General features: G+C 72.5%; 11 protein-coding genes. 8 read left to right on the plus strand and 3 right to left on the minus strand.

From position 1 onward, the window contains the following. Window positions 1-14 precede the first annotated feature (14 nt). Window positions 15-1,499 (minus strand): DUF7927 domain-containing protein, encoded by a 1,485-nt coding sequence (locus BN3788_RS01175; protein WP_147525027.1) that lies wholly within the window; start codon window positions 1,497-1,499, stop codon window positions 15-17. A 322-nt stretch (window positions 1,500-1,821) separates the two neighbouring features. Here BN3788_RS01175 and BN3788_RS19175 point away from each other — a divergent pair, with 322 nt between their 5' ends. The 4 genes from BN3788_RS19175 (at window position 1,822) to dprA (ending at window position 5,714) form a co-directional block, all read left to right on the plus strand. Beyond that, a complete protein-coding gene (locus BN3788_RS19175) occupies window positions 1,822-2,289 on the plus strand; it encodes a hypothetical protein (RefSeq protein ID WP_066582003.1) in 468 nt (155 codons plus the stop codon). A gap of 237 nt (window positions 2,290-2,526) precedes the next feature. Next, window positions 2,527-2,883 (plus strand): YraN family protein, encoded by a 357-nt coding sequence (locus BN3788_RS01185; RefSeq protein WP_066582005.1) that lies wholly within the window; start codon window positions 2,527-2,529, stop codon window positions 2,881-2,883. Then, window positions 2,884-4,437 carry a YifB family Mg chelatase-like AAA ATPase gene (locus BN3788_RS01190; protein WP_066582006.1) on the plus strand — a complete coding sequence of 518 codons (1,554 nt, stop codon included), beginning with the start codon at window positions 2,884-2,886 and terminating at the stop codon, window positions 4,435-4,437. It abuts the gene before it with no gap. After that, entirely contained in the window at window positions 4,434-5,714 is a 1,281-nt protein-coding gene (gene dprA, locus BN3788_RS01195) for a DNA-processing protein DprA (RefSeq protein ID WP_066582008.1), read from the plus strand. The genes BN3788_RS01190 and dprA overlap by 4 nt, the downstream gene beginning before the upstream one ends. A gap of 49 nt (window positions 5,715-5,763) precedes the next feature. On the opposite strand, the gene BN3788_RS01200 is transcribed toward dprA, so the two are convergent. Continuing rightward, window positions 5,764-8,901 carry a DUF7927 domain-containing protein gene (locus tag BN3788_RS01200; protein ID WP_066582009.1) on the minus strand — a complete coding sequence of 1,046 codons (3,138 nt, stop codon included), beginning with the start codon at window positions 8,899-8,901 and terminating at the stop codon, window positions 5,764-5,766. 364 nt (window positions 8,902-9,265) lie between these two features. Between BN3788_RS01200 and BN3788_RS01205 the strand changes: the two genes are divergently transcribed. Together BN3788_RS01205 and whiG are read left to right on the plus strand one after the other, a co-directional pair. Further along, window positions 9,266-10,198, plus strand: a complete 933-nt coding sequence (locus BN3788_RS01205) for a tyrosine recombinase XerC (RefSeq protein ID WP_066582010.1) — start codon at window positions 9,266-9,268, stop codon at window positions 10,196-10,198. Between the two features lie 23 nt (window positions 10,199-10,221). Next, complete coding sequence (whiG, locus tag BN3788_RS01210) at window positions 10,222-11,157, plus strand: RNA polymerase sigma factor WhiG (RefSeq protein ID WP_082812471.1); 936 nt, start codon at window positions 10,222-10,224, stop codon at window positions 11,155-11,157. 10 nt (window positions 11,158-11,167) lie between these two features. Here the strand turns inward: whiG and BN3788_RS01215 are convergent, their stop codons facing one another. Beyond that, window positions 11,168-11,764 carry a M23 family metallopeptidase gene (locus tag BN3788_RS01215; RefSeq protein ID WP_082812472.1) on the minus strand — a complete coding sequence of 199 codons (597 nt, stop codon included), beginning with the start codon at window positions 11,762-11,764 and terminating at the stop codon, window positions 11,168-11,170. 354 nt (window positions 11,765-12,118) lie between these two features. Here BN3788_RS01215 and rpsB point away from each other — a divergent pair, with 354 nt between their 5' ends. Then, on the plus strand, window positions 12,119-13,063 hold the full coding sequence (gene rpsB, locus BN3788_RS01220) for a 30S ribosomal protein S2 (protein ID WP_066582011.1): 945 nt from the start codon (window positions 12,119-12,121) through the stop codon (window positions 13,061-13,063). Window positions 13,064-13,109: 46 nt separating this feature from the next. Then, window positions 13,110-13,955, plus strand: a complete 846-nt coding sequence (tsf, locus tag BN3788_RS01225; RefSeq protein ID WP_066582013.1) for a translation elongation factor Ts — start codon at window positions 13,110-13,112, stop codon at window positions 13,953-13,955. Window positions 13,956-14,023 lie beyond the last annotated feature (68 nt).

Below are 14,023 nucleotides of genomic sequence, written 5' to 3' on the forward strand. Positions count from 1 at the left end.
CGTCGTGCCCGCTCTCAGAGGCGGTTGAGGCGTCGTCGACGCTGGTCGAGCAGGATCGCGCCGAGCGTCAGCGCCCCGAGGCCGAATGCGGCTGCCGGGAGCACCTGGCCGCCGGTGGCGGCCAGTGGCGTGGTGGCGACGGCCGGGTCCGCGACCACCCGGGTGGGGTGGGCCGTGCGGCACGGGTCGCATGTGCCCCCGGCCGACGGCGTGATGGAGTTGACGACGGTCACCGCGCTGGTGGCCGTCACCCGTGCGGTGAACGTGATCGACTCGGTGCTGGCAAGCACCGGCAGCGTCCATCGGAACGTCGAGCCCTCACGGACGACCGACCCGGCGGTCGCCGTCGGCCCCGACACGATCTCGGCGTGGGCGAGCAGCCCTGCCAAGTCGTCGACCACCACCACGTCACGAGCCTCCACGCCGCTGACGTAGCTCGCGGTGACGGTGTACGTGATGAGGTCGCCCCGCGCGACAGTCGTCCCCGTGGGCGGGTTGCTCGTCTTGGCGGACTTCCAGACGGCGGGCCCGTCGTCATTGAGGAACGTGCACGAGACGACCGTGTTGACGGCGAGCGTCACGATGTACCTGCCGTCGCCCGCGGCGCGCACCGGCACGGAAGTCGTGCCGTCCGTGCAGGTCGGGCCGACCAGGGTGTAGCCGAGCGTGGGCGGCGCCGTCTCCCAGATGTAGTACTCGGTGTCGGGGCGCACCGTGACGGCGAACCCTGCGGTCGAGCCGGGCTGGGAGACGATCGCGATGCCCTCGACGTCGTCGACCGGCTCGGTGTGCAGCGTCCAGTGGTCCGGCTGCTGGATGCCGCCGCCGCTGTTGTCCACGTTCTTGATCAACCGCAACGTGGCGGCCTGGTTCAAGGCCGTGCACTCGACGCGGTATCCGAGCGGCACTGTGACGTCGCCGTCGATGCCGTCGGTGAAGCCCGGGATGCTGTCGCCCTGGGCGTCGACCTGCTCGCAGACCCAGCTGGCGGTGGTGCCCGCGACCGCGCCGGAGTTGATGAACGACACGTACCGGGGGTCGCCCGGGCTCTGCGTCAGCTCGTAGAGCGCGTTCGGTGAGACCTGGCCCTCGACGCCTGAGAGGCCGTCGGCGAACCCGATCGTCGAGCCGCCGCCCTCGGCGCCCAGCGTCCAGCCGGCCACTGAGAAGCCGTCGTTCGTGGTCATGAAGAGCCGCAGGCGCGAGGTGCACTCGACCTCGTTGGTCACCGTGAGCTCGTTCGCCCCCTTGGCGAGCGTGAGGTCGAAGGGCCCTTCCAGATCGACAGTGCCCTCGATCGTCGTGCCACGGATCGTGGCGCCGACGATCTCGCACAGGTCGACGTCGCCGACCTGGGTCGTCTCGGAGACGCTCACGGTGTCCCCTTGCGTGTAGCCGGTCTGCGCCTCACCCCACGGGGTGCTGTCGCCGTCGAGGAGGAGCGTGGCCTCGAGCCCGTCCGGCTGCTCGCCGTCAGGCACGGCTGCGGCCCCGTTCACCACCCACTCCTTGGCCACCTCGAGCGTCGCCGGTCGTGGCGGGGGGGGGGGGGGGGGGGTCCCTTTTTTCCCTCTGCCCCTTGCGACCACCCTCAGTGGTGTGGATGTGGGGGGCGGCCTAGGACTCTACTAAGAACCGGACACGTGTATAGCTGATGGCTCACTCAGTCGTGCATCGAACAACTCGACATCGAGAAGGTAGAAGAGAGTAGGACTAGTCAAGGGGGAGCGGAGATGTGTTTATTAGCAAGCAGAAAACGGCTTACTAGATTTCTGCCTGTCTCGTGGACACGGAGATATGTGTAAATGACAGGGCTTGTGTGTGGGCTTCGCAGTGTGCGTCGGCTTCGCAGTGTGCGTCGGCTTCGCGGTGTGCGTGGGCTTCGCGGTGTGCGTGGGCTTCGCGGTGTGCGTGGGCTTGGGGGTCGGAGTCGGATCGGGCGTTGTGGTGAAGGTGGGCGTCGGCTTCGAGGGGCGGGCCTCCCGAGGTGTGCCGGCCTCAGAGGAGGGCCCGTCGACGGTGCTCGCCGCCGCCTCGTCATCGAGGGCGGGGACAATCGGGTCCGCGTTGCTCGTGGACGCTCCCTCGGCCGGCTCGGCGGCGTCGGCCGTCGCGTCGGTCGTCGCCGCGTCGACGGCGGCTGCGTCGGCGTTGGCGTCCGCATCCGAGGAGCTGGCGGGGGCCACGGGATCCTCGGTGGCGTGTGCGATCGGGCTGGCGCCGAGTGTGACGAGCGCGGTGAGGGCTGCGGTGGTGAGCCCGACCGCGAGCCTGCGCGGACCGTCGTGAGATCGACGGCGTCTTTCCAGTCCAGCCATGACTCCCCCTTGAGTGTTTTGTCCCGTTTTGCGAACTTATCAGGACCGCAGAACCCCGGCATTGCGGGCCGGGGGCGGGCCCATGCCGAGGCGCTCGTTGGCGTTGACCCACCCCCAGGGCTCGCCGCGCCATCCGGGTCCACCGTCACGGGTGCTCGTTCACGGCCCGGGCAAGCCGACCGAGAAAGTGGGGATCGGAGGTGGTCACATGCGCGCGACGGATGCGGTGGGCAGGCATGGCGAGGATGCCGCGGCGAGGTTCCTCCTCGACGCGGGCTGGACGATCCTCGAACGCAACTGGCGCGGGACCAGGGGAGAGCTCGACCTCGTCGCGCTCGACGGCCCCGAGCTCGTGGCCGTCGAAGTCAAGACGCGGCGCAGCACCGCCTTCGGGCACCCGGCGGAGGCGGTCACGGCGCGCAAGCTCGCGCGGATCCGCCGCCTGACCGCCGAGTGGCTGCACACGCACGACGTCCGGCCGGCCTCGGTGCGCGTCGACGTGATCGCCGTGCGGCTCACCGGGCGCGGGCCAGCCCAGCTCGAGCACCTCGTGGGGGTGGTCTGAGTGGCCCTCGGACGCACCCTCGCGGTCGCGCTGGTCGGGCTCAGCGGCCACGTCGTCGAGGTGGAGGCGCACCTCGCGCCGTCGCTGCCCGCGTTCAGCCTCGTCGGCCTGCCCGACGCCGCGCTCGGCGAGGCACGCGACCGCGTCCGCGCCGCGGTCGCCTCGAGTGGGCTCGCGTGGCCGAACCGGCGCATCACCGTCAACCTGACGCCCGCGACACTGCCCAAGTCGGGCTCGGGGTTCGACCTGGCCATCGCGGTCGCCACGCTCGCGGGCGCCGGCCTGCTCGACGCGTCCGTCGTGCGCGGAGTGGTCCACCTCGGCGAGCTCGGCCTCGACGGGCGGCTTAGGCCGGTGCGGGGCGTGCTCCCGGCAGTCGCCGCCGCGGTGGCAGCAGGGCACCCCCGCGTGGTGGTCCCGGCCGCCAACGCGCGTGAGGCGGAGCTGGTCCCCGGCGCCCACGTCACCGCGGCGCACAGCCTGGCGGAGGTGGCACGGCGGTGTGGGGCGGACGTCGAGGCTCCTGATGTGGCGCCCGTCGGAGCGGTGCACCTCGACGGCAGCGTGGCGGGTGGCATCGTCGCCGACCTCGCGGATGTGGTCGGCCAGGAGGACGCGCGCGCCGCGCTCGAGGTCGCAGCGGCCGGGGCCCACCACATCCTGATGGTGGGCCCCGCAGGATGCGGCAAGACGATGCTCGCCGCACGGCTGGCGGGCCTGCTCCCCGACCTGACCGAGGCCGAGGCCGTCGAGGTCACCGCAGTGCACTCCGTGGCGGGCACCTTCGACGCGGACACCGGCCTCATGCGCCGGCCACCGTTCGAGGACCCCCACCACACGGCCACCCCTGCCAGCATCGTGGGCGGCGGAAGCGGCGTGCCCCGCCCCGGCGCCGCGTCCCGCGCACACCGTGGGGTGCTGTTCCTCGACGAGGCGCCCGAGTTCGCGAACGCGGTGCTCCAGACGCTGCGCCAGCCCCTGGAGCACGGCGAGGTCGTGATCCACCGGGCAGCGGGCGCCGCGCGGTACCCCGCGCAGTTCGTGCTCGTCCTCGCCGCGAACCCGTGCCCGTGCGGCAGGTACGTCGGCAAGGGGCTCGACTGCACCTGCACGCCCGATCGGCGGCGGCGCTACCTCACGAAGATGTCTGGCCCGCTGCTGGACCGCGTCGACCTCCAAGTCGAGCTCCATCCTGTCTCGCGCGGGGCGCTGGCCCGGTCGGTGCACGCCACCGGTTCGGGGGAGTCGACCGCCACCGTGGCCGCCAGGGTCCGCGCCGCCCGGCACTCGCAAGCCGAGCGGCTCGCGGGCACACCGTGGCGCACCAACGCCGAGGTCCCGGGGCGCTGGCTCCGCGACCGGCTCGGCCCCGACCGTGCCCTCAGTGCCGACCTCGAGAGGGCGATCGACCGTGGCACGTTGAGCCTGCGGGGTGTCGACCGGGTGTTGCGGGTGGCCTGGACGCTCGCCGACCTGGCGGGGCGTGCCGCGCCCGGCAGGCCCGACGTCGGGCAGGCGCTGGCGCTGCGCACCCGCGGGCAGGGGGCTACGTGACCAGGGGGGCGGAGTCGTGCACGGAGCCCGAGGCGCTGGCCCGGGCGGCGTGGAGCGCGCTCGTCGAACCGGGCGACCCGGTCGCCGGGGCACTCGTGGGCCTCTACGGCGCTGGGCCGGCGCTCCGGTGGGCCCGGATCGCCGCAGCCCACGGGGTGGAGGCCGCACTTGCCGAGACTGACCCGATCTCATCAGATGGGGCCGTGGTCCCGGTTGATGCTGTCGACCCGGATGGAGCCTTGGGGCCGGACGGCTTCCCGGGACCGGGCGCCCTGGGGCCGGTTCGCCGGCGACTGGCGAGGGCTGTGTCGCGGTGGGAGCCCCGGCTTGCCGGGCTCGACCCGCGCCGCGACCTCGACCGTCTCGAGCGTGCCGGCGGGAGGCTGTTGCACCCTGCGAGCGCAGGGTGGCCCACGGCCCTCGCAGACCTCGGCCCGACGGCGCCACTGTGCCTGTGGGTGCGGGGCGACGACGACCTTGCCGCCCTGGTGCGCGGCTCGGCGGCGCTGGTCGGGTCGCGCGCGTCGACCGCCTACGGGGAGCGGGTCGCGACCGGCCTCGCTGAGGGGTTGGCAGGGCGCGGCGTCGCCATCCTCTCCGGGGGCGCCTACGGCATCGACGCCGCGGCGCATCGTGGCGCCCTGGCGGTCGACGGGCGCACCGTGGTGCTCCTCGCCGGGGGTGTGGACCGCCCTTACCCGCAGGGCAACGCCCGTCTCATCGAGAACGCGCTCGCCTCCGGTGGCGCCGCGGTCAGCGAGTCGCCGCCTGGGGCGGTCCCGCTCCGTAGCCGATTCCTGCAGCGCAACAGGCTCATCGCCGCCCTCGGGTCGGCCACCGTCGTGGTGGAGGCGGCGTGGAGGTCGGGCGCCCTGAGCACCGCCCACCACGCGGCTGCGCTCCTGCGGCCGCTGGGCGCGGTGCCGGGGCCGGTGACGTCCGTCGCGTCGGCCGGGTGCCACCGGCTGCTCCGGGCGGGGGCGGCGGTGTGCGTCACGGACACTGCCGAGGTGCTCGAGCTGCTGGCGCCCGCTGGCGAGCACCTGGCGCCGGACCCGGCCGAGGACACCCGCCCGGGTGACGGCCTCGACCCGGGCGCGCGACGCGTGCTCGACATCCTCCCTCGGCGTGGCGCCACGACCCATGAGGATCTGGCCCGTCGGGCGGGCCTGTCGGTGGCGGAGGCGCGGGCAGCCGTCGGCGAGCTCGCGCTGGCCGGCCTCGCCGTCCGGGCGCCGACGGGTTGGGCGCGCGCGGCGCCACGGGTGGACGTGTGACGACCGCCGCGAGGTCCCCGGCCCCGGCGCGCGCGGTCGTTCGAGAGGGTCAGATCTGGGACCGTTGGCGCCGGGCCTCGAGGACGAGCGCGACGCCGACCACCATGATGACGAGCATCACGGCGAAGTAGGGCACGGGAGCGGATCCGGTCGTGGGCAGCAGCCGTCCGCCCCCGGCGCCGGGTTCGGGCGGTGTGGGCGTGCCAGGCGTCCGCACGACGCTCGTGCACGCGTCGTCGCACGGCCCGCCCGCCGACTGCTGCAAGACGTTGAGGATCTCGACGTTGGGCTGGGTGGTGGTCACGCGCACCGAGAACGTCATGGTTTGCGTCGCGTCCAGCGACGGGATGAGCCACTCGAGCCGGTCGCCGACTCGGGTGACCGCTCCCGCGGTCACGACCGGCTGCGTGACGATCTCGGCGTGCGGGAGGACTGCGGAGAGGTCGTCGACCACGAGGGCGTCGGGAACGGGCCCACCGCCGGTGTGCACCGCCTGCACGGTGTAAGTGACGAGGTCGCCGACGCGCACCGTGGATCCGGTGACGGGGTCGCTCGACTTCGAGGTGCGCCACGTTCCCGGCACGTCGGTGTTGACGAAGGTGCACACCATGGTGGTGTCGGCCGGGATGTTGACGACGACCGACACCTCGTCGAAGGACACCAGGTTGGCAGGCTCGCCCGCCGCGTCGACGCAGGTCAGGCTCTCCAATCCGTAGGCGTCGGTGGCGGGGCTGGAGCCAGTCTCCGACACGCGGTAGTCGGTTCCGGGCCGCACCGCCACCTCCGTGCCCTCGGCAGACCCCGGCACCGCGAGGGGGTCGATCCCCGGGATCGGGCTGACGAGCTCCGCGCGCAGGGTCCAGTCGGCCGGGACCGCCTGGCCGCCTGAGTCGTTGACGACCTCCTTCACGAGGATCAGGCTCGAGATCTGGTTGAGCGCCGTGCAGCGCACGATGAGCCCGTACGGGACGGTGACGCCGCCGTTGAGCCCGTCCGCATAGCCTGGGACGACGCCCCCCGACTCGTCGAGTTGCACGCAATCCCAGCTCGCCGTGGTGCCAGCAGCCGCCTCCGGGTTGAGGTAGGGCACGTATCGCGGGTCCCCGCCGGACTCGGCCAGCTCGTACCGCACGGCCGGGCTCACCTCGGCGGTCGCCGAGGAGGATCCCGAGGCCCCCGAGGGCCCTGGGAGCGACCCGCTGGGGCCGGACGCCGCGAGGTCCCATGCGGTGACGTCGGCCGCCCCGCCGTTGGTGGCCTTCACCAGCGTCAGGCGGGACGCGCACTCGACGATGTTGCGCACGACGAAGTCGTTCTCGCCCGCGGCGAGCTCGACGCTCGCCGTGGGGTCGAGCGGGACCGAGCCGATGACTCCGGTGCCGGTCAGGGTGCTCGATGTGATCTCGCACAGGTCCAGGTCGACAGTGGTGCTCTCGCCGACCTCGAGAGTGGCGCCCTCGGTGTAGCCGGACACGGTCACCCCCCACGGCGTGGTGGTGGCGTCGAGCTCCAGGCTCGCTTGGAGCCCTTCGAGCTGGTTGCCCTCGGGGACGGGGTCGCCGCCGTTGATCACCCACTCCTTGTCGACGACGACAGTCGCCGCGGAGGCGGGGGAGCGGTTGTAGACCTGGCACGTGATCGCCGCATTAGGTGGGACAGGCAGCGAGAAGCCCTCGGTGACGTTGTCCACCGCCACCGAGGCCTGCGTGTTGAGGTCGGTGCAGACCGCGTTGGCGCCGTCGACCTGCTCAATGCTGAACCCCGGTTGGACCGTCTCCACGAGCTGGAGCCGTGTCGCGTCGGTGTTGTCGGTGAGAGCGAAGGAGAGCGCGCCGGTCACGTCTGCCGTCTGCCCTGACGCCGGGGCGACAGTCCCCGGTGGTGTGCTGACGGTGGCGTCGAACGTCCAGCCGCCCGCCGGGGTGGCGTTGCTGACGTCGCCCGCCGCGTTCGTCGAGGGGATGACGTTCTTGACCACCGTCACCGATCCGGCGCACCCGGCCAGCGCGAGCGCCCGGAACGCGGCAGCGGCCGCCGAGTAGTCCGTCTCCCGGAAGTAGTCGACTCCCTGCACGGGGCCGGAGATCGCCGCGAGGTTGTCGGGCGGTCCGGTGAGGCCGGCGCCGACGCCCAGCACGGTCACGTTCGTGCCCTGGGACTTCACGGTGTTGGACGAGAAGATGCCGTTCTCGACCTCGCGGAACCGGGTGAAGAAGCCGGGGCCCTCGCCGTTGCCGTAGAAGGTCGGGTTGCCGTCCGTCACCACGACTGCGGTGTCGAAGCCGGTGGTGCTCGCGGCCACCTGGTAGAGGCCGCGGTCCCAGTTGGTGCCGCCCACAGGTGTCGGGAGCGCGTCGATCGCGGCGTTGACGGTCGCGGCGCCGGCGGCGGTGGACACCGGGGTGACGGGCAGGTTGGCGCCAGGGGCTGCCGGGGCGGTGGTGGCGAACGTGAAGAGGGCGATCTGGGAGTTCGTGCCGGCGAGGGCGTCGACCATCTCCTGCGCAGCGGTCTTCAGCGCGTCGAAGCTGCCGGCGGTGGAGCCCGACAGGTCGAGGACGAGCGCGACGGTCAGCCCGCACTGGGCGGGGATGGCGGGGTTGTCCCGAGTCGTCGCCCAGATCCCGCCCGACGCGACGGAGTTGGTGTCGCCGGTGCCGATCATGAAGGAGCTGGTCGAGGAGTAGGTCTCCCCGCTGCGGAGCACCGTGCCAGTGCGGAACCGGTAGGGCGTCGAGACTTCCCCGTTGTCGCCGGTGCCGAGCGTGGTGGTGATCTCGTAGTCGGGCGCCGCACCGGTCTGGACGACCCAGAAGCGGCGGTCGCGGTTGGGGCCGGTGAGGTTCGTGCCGGGCACGACGAAGCTGCAGTCGCCGTCCGCGTCGGAGACGCAAGTGGCCCAGCTGTCGGCCACTGGGGTCGTCGGGCCGGCGGCTCCGCCGTTGTAGAGCTGGAGCGTGACGCCGGCCAGCCCGGCCACTGATGTGGCCGTGTCCCGCACGCCCCCGGCGTTGACGGTGATGACTGATGACGTCGGCCCGGGTGTCGGCACCGCCGCTCGCACCTCCGCGAGGGGGATCCACAGTGTGGCCGCGACGATGGCCGCCGCCACCGTCGCCGCTGCGATCCCGCGCCCGAGCAGGCGCCTGCCCGCCGTCTCGTCTGCCTTGGTCCCCTGGTGTGCCACGATCCGCCCCCGTCCCGTTTGGTACCTTTTGGGAGGTTAGCGGTGTTAGTGCGACGTCGCGCGCCGGGTCGTCCGGGCGTGACGCCGCATCGGGCGCGTGGACGGGGTTGCGCTTTCCCTGGGGGCAGTCATGGTCGCCGGGCGGGTGAGTCACGAACGTGTGTGGCCCGGAGCCTTGTGGTAGCGCGACCTGCTGAGACGCCGTTGCCTGTGAGCGTCGTCACTTCGCGACATCACAATTCGGTTTCGACCGGGCCGAGGAGAAGCGGCGTTTAGGACATCCGGCGAGGTATCGCCGGGGCAGCGGGTGAACTGTGACCAACGGCGCTTGTGGGCCGACTGTGTGACAGGCCACGGTAGGGGCATGACAGCAGTCAGCGAGGTCAGGGCGACGGCGGACCAGGTCCGCGCACTCGCCGACTTCGCCACGCACCTGCGCATGCAGCGCGGGCTGTCAGACCACACCGTGCGGGCCTACCTCAGCGACCTCGAGCACCTGCTCGCGTACGCCGGGCGGCACGGGCGCGACGAGCTGTGCGACATCGACCTCGGCGTCCTGCGCGGCTGGCTCGCCAGCATGGCCGCCGCCCAGCGCAGCCGTTCGACCCTCGCGCGCCGCGGCGCCGCGGCGCGCACCTTCTTCGAGTGGGCCAGCCGCACGGGCCGGGTGCCCGCGGACCCCGCGCTCCGGCTCGCCAGCGCGCGGGCGGCCAGCCGCCTGCCAACGGTGTTGGCGGTGGACTCGGCCGCGCAACTGTTGGACGTCGCCCGGACCCGTGCGGACGACGCGGACCCGGTCCACCTGCGTGACTGGGCGGCTCTCGAGCTGCTGTACGCCACGGGCGCCCGCGTGGGCGAGATCTGCGGCCTCGACATCGACGACGTCGACCTCGACGAGCGGACCGTCAGGGTCGTGGGCAAGGGCGACAAGGAGCGCGTGGTGCCGTTCGGCATCCCCGCCGCCGACTCGCTCGGCCACTGGATCTCCCGCGGCCGGCCGGCGCTCGCGACATCGACGTCCGGGTCTGCGCTGTTCCTGGGCCGCCGCGGGGGCCGGGTGGACCAGCGCCAGCTGCGCGCGGTCTCGCATGAGGTCGCCGGGCTCGCCGGCGTCGACGACATCGCGCCGCACGCCCTCCGCCACAGCGCCGCCACCCACCTGCTCCAGGGCGGCTCGGACCTCCGCAGCGTGCAGGAGGTGCTGGGCCACGCGAGCCTGGCGACGACCCAGAGGTACACGCACGTGACCGCGGAGCGGCTACGAGCGTCGTTCGAACAGGCGCACCCGCGGGCATGACCCCAGACGAGAGGAGGAGCGAGATGACTGCACAGGCCGAGTCTGTCGTGCTGCTCGCATCCCGGACGCACTCCACGGTGACGGCGCCGGAGGGGGTCATCCCCCAGCCGCACACCGCGGAGGCCATCGGCACGCTTCCGCAGCAGCGCCGCCTCAACCTCGTCCGGCCCGCCGACGACACGGACGCGCCCGCCGCGGACGACATCGAGCTGGCCTGGGTCGAGTTCAAGGCGCACGGCGACCGGCGGGTGCGCGAGCGGCTGATCCTGCACTACGGCGCCTTGGTCACAGCTGTCGCGTCCCGCGTGGGCATGCGCCTGCCCAGCACCGTGGAGCAGGCCGACTTGGTCTCCTACGGGATGTTCGGCCTGATCGACGCGATCGAGAAGTACGAGCTGGACCGGGCCGTGAAGTTCGAGACGTATGCGAGCGCGCGCATCCGGGGCGCGATCCTCGACGAGCTGCGGGCGATGGACTGGATTCCGCGCTCGGTCCGCACCAAGGCGCGCGCCGTCGACCGCGCGTACGCGGAGCTGGAGAGCGAGCTGCACCGCACGCCGAGCGAGGCCGAGGTCGCCCAGCGCCTCGACGTGGGCGTCAGCGAGCTCCGCTCCGTCTTCACGCAGCTCTCCACCGTGAACGTCGCCGCGCTCGACGAGCTGATGGGGGCGGGGTCTGAGCGCTCCGACAAGCTGAGCCTCATCGACACGCTCGGCGACGACCGCGCCCGCGACCCCGCCGGGAGCTTCGAGGCCCAGGAGACGAAGTTCCTGCTGGCCAGGGCGATCGAGCAGCTGGGCGAGCGCGAGAAGATCGTGCTGATCCTCTACTACTACGAGGGCATGACGCTGGCGGAGATCGGCCGGGTGCTGGGGGTCACGGAGTCGCGCATCTCCCAGATGCACACCGCGGCGATGCTGCGCCTGCGCGCCAAGCTCACGGAGTCGGAGCGCTCCTGACGCCGCCTCGTCAGGGAAGCAGCACCACGGGCCCCCCACCCTCGATCAGTGTGAGCGGGTCGAGGTAGGCCTCGCCCTCCCGCACGCCCCAGTGCACGCAGGACAGCGGCGCGCAGTGCCCCGCGCCCGGCTCCACGTGGCCGACGGCGTCGCCCTGCCGCACGACGGCTCCGGGGGAGAGGTCGCTGGCGACGGGCTCGAGGGTGGACCGCCTACCGTCGGGGTGGGCGATGGCGAGCACGCGTCGGTCGACGACCAGGCCGACGAAGGCCACGGTCCCGTCGGCCGGCGCGCGCACCTGCTCGCCGGTCGAGGCGGCGAGGTCCACGCCCCGGTGGCCCGCAGCCCAGGCTGCCGGGGGCCGCTCGAACGCGCGCAGCACGGTGAGCGTGGCTGTCGGCACGAGGTAGTCGCCGCGCGGCGTCGGGGCGGTCGCGCCACCGCCGGGCCGCCCTCTGGCGTCGTCGCCCTCGCCATGCCCGGCTGCGGGCCCGCTGTCGGCCGCATCCGTGGCTGACGGCCCGACGACGACGGCCCCATAGGCGAGGGCGCCCGCGAGGGCGACGACGGCGAGCGTCGAGGTGATTCCGCTGGTGAGGGCTGCCATGCGGTGGATCCTCGCGCGTCGCGACCCCGCGGGTCCGGCGTCGCGTCGCGCCTGTGGGCGCGCGCGCCCCGGCCGGTGCTGTGGGAGGCGTCGGGCCGTCGGGTACGATGACACACGCGACCGGTCCGCACCGGTCGACATCGCGCGTCACCTTCTCCTCCGAGCGCCCTCTCAGGGCGGTCCAGGTCGAGGGTCGGCGCTGGCATCGGTCCGGGCTCGTTCAGCCCGGCGCCAGCGACGACGTGGCGCCAGGGGCGCCGGTCACAAGGCCGGAGCCGACAACCGAGATGCGGGTCCCGCACAGGGGCCCGCCCAGACGTGCGCACCGGCAGGTGCGCACCGAAAGGACGTGCCATGGCCGTCGTGACCATGCGCCAGCTGCTCGAGAGCGGTGTCCACTTCGGACACCAGACCCGCCGCTGGAACCCGAAGATGAAGCGCTTCATCTTCACCGAGCGCAATGGCATCTACATCGTCGACCTGCAGCAGTCGCTGACCTACATCGACGCCGCGTACGACTTCGTCAAGGAGACGGTCGCCCACGGCGGCACCATCCTCTTCGTCGGCACCAAGAAGCAGGCGCAGGAGCCCGTGGCCGAGCAGGCCGCACGCGTGGGCATGCCCTACGTCAACCAGCGCTGGCTCGGTGGCATGCTCACCAACTTCCAGACGGTGAACAAGCGCCTGCAGCGCCTCAAGGAGCTCGAGCTCGTCGACTTCGACGACGTCGCGGGCAGCGTCTTCACGAAGAAGGAGCTCCTCATCATGCGTCGCGAGCGGGACAAGCTCGCCAAGACGCTCGGTGGCATCCGTGACATGGCCAAGGTGCCCTCCGCGGTGTGGATCGTCGACACCAACAAGGAGCACCTTGCTGTCGACGAGGCGCGCAAGCTCGGCATCCCGATCGTCGCGATCCTCGACACCAACTGCGACCCCGACGTCGTGGACTACCCGATCCCGGGCAACGACGACGCGATCCGCGCCGTTGCGCTGCTCACGCGGGTGATCGCCGACGCCGCCGCCGAGGGCCTGACGCAGCGCCACTCCGGCCGCGCAGGCGCCGAGGGCGCTCCTGCGGCCGCGGCCGAGCCGCTCGCCGAGTGGGAGCGCGAGCTCCTCGCCGGCGCCGAGGCCGCTGCCGTGGCCGACGAGGTCGCCACGGCAGAGGTCGTCGCCGAGACGGCCGTCGAGGCCGCTGAGGTCGTCGAGGCAGTCGAGGCCGCTGAGGTCGCCGAGGCCGTTGTCGAGGCCGTCGAGGACGAGGCCGCCAAGTCCGAGGGTGACGCCGCGTCCGAGTGACGCCGGCACCCACCGCTCCCACTGACGAGAAGAACGGACACATCTGATGGCGAACTACAGCCTCGCGGACATCAAGGCGCTCCGGGAGAAGACCGGCGCGGGCATGATGGACGTCAAGAAGGCGCTCGAGGAAGCCGCGGGCGACCCCGACAAGGCGCTCGAGATCATCCGCGTCAAGGGCCTCAAGGGCGTCGGCAAGCGTGAGGGCCGCTCGGCCTCCGACGGCCTGGTCACCGCGCACGTCGGCCCCACGCCGGATGGCGAGGGCGCCGCGGGCGTCATGGTCGAGATCAACTCGGAGACGGACTTCGTCGCGAAGAACGTCACCTTCATCACGCTGGCCGCCAAGGTCATCGACGTCGCTGTGTCCTCCGGGGCCCGCGACGCCGACGCCCTGCTCGCGGTCGACGTGGACGGCACGCCGCTGCAGAGCGTGGTCGACGAGACCGCAGCGACGCTCGGCGAGAAGATCGTCGTGCGCCGTCTCGCCCGGGTCGCGGGGGAGCACGTCGAGGTCTACCTGCACAAGGTGAACAAGGACCTCCCCCCGCAGGTCGGCGTGCTCGTCGCCACCGATGCCGCAGGCGCCTCGGTGGCCCGCGACATCGCGACGCACATCGCGGCGTACTCGCCCACGTTCCTCACCCGTGAGGACGTCCCGGCCGAGACGGTCGCCTCGGAGCGCCACATCGCCGAGGAGACCGCGCGCAACGAGGGCAAGCCCGAGGCTGCGCTGCCGAAGATCATCGAGGGCCGTGTCAACGGGTACTTCAAGGAGAACGTCCTGCTCGAGCAGGCATTCGCCAAGGACCCGAAGAAGACCGTCGGCCAGGTGCTGGCCGAGGTTGGCGGCTCGGTGACGGAGTTCGTGCGCTTCCGCGTGGGCGCCTGACCCACGCACGTGTGAGGCAGGTGGCCCCGGCCCGCTGGGGTCGGGGCCACCTGCGCATCTGGACCATC

Source organism: Cellulomonas timonensis, from assembly GCF_900046455.1.
Taxonomy (GTDB): domain Bacteria; phylum Actinomycetota; class Actinomycetes; order Actinomycetales; family Cellulomonadaceae; genus Cellulomonas_A; species Cellulomonas_A timonensis.